The sequence below is a fragment of the Streptomyces sparsus genome, from assembly GCF_054776295.1.
This window is the reverse complement of record NZ_BAAHCA010001746.1, coordinates 1-515: the sequence shown is the minus strand read 5'-3', so window position 1 is coordinate 515 and position 515 is coordinate 1. Positions and strand designations below refer to the sequence as shown.

The window sequence follows — 515 nt, the reverse complement described above, 5'->3', positions numbered from 1 at the left end:
GATGCCGGCCAGGTCGAGGCCGCGCGGCAGGGTGCCGAAGGCCGACCCCCAGTCGCCGCCCAGCCGCGAGGCGCAGAAGGCGTCGGCCACCGCGGCGGGCGCCCAGCGGACCAGCAGTGCTCCCTGGAGGACCAGCGCCATGCGCTCCACCAGTCGGCGGGCCCGGTACTCGATGCCGTCCAGGTCGGCCAGCTCGGTCAGCAGGTCCTTGACGGCCGCGTCCAGCCGGTGGTCCGCGCCGCGGGCCGCCCCGACCTCGGTCAGGTAGGCGTCCACCGCCCCCGGCTCGCGTTGCAGCGCCCGCAGCACGTCCAGCGCCTGCACATTGCCGGCGCCCTCCCAGATCGAGTTCAGCGGGGACTCCCGCAGCAGTCGCGGCATGCCGGACTCCTCCACGTAACCGTTGCCGCCCAGGCACTCCAGCGCCTCGGCGGCCACCGGGGTGCAGCGCTTGGTCACCCAGTACTTCGCCGCCGGGACCGCCAGCCGCAGCAGCTGCCGCTCGGCGCCGTCGC

Annotated in this window: 1 protein-coding gene; it reads right to left on the bottom strand. The window is 75.7% G+C overall.

The genetic code is table 11. The features are described 5' to 3' along the window. A partial coding sequence (locus tag ACYVE9_RS30625; RefSeq protein ID WP_461031098.1) for an acyl-CoA dehydrogenase family protein occupies window positions 1-515 on the bottom strand: 515 nt, incomplete at both ends.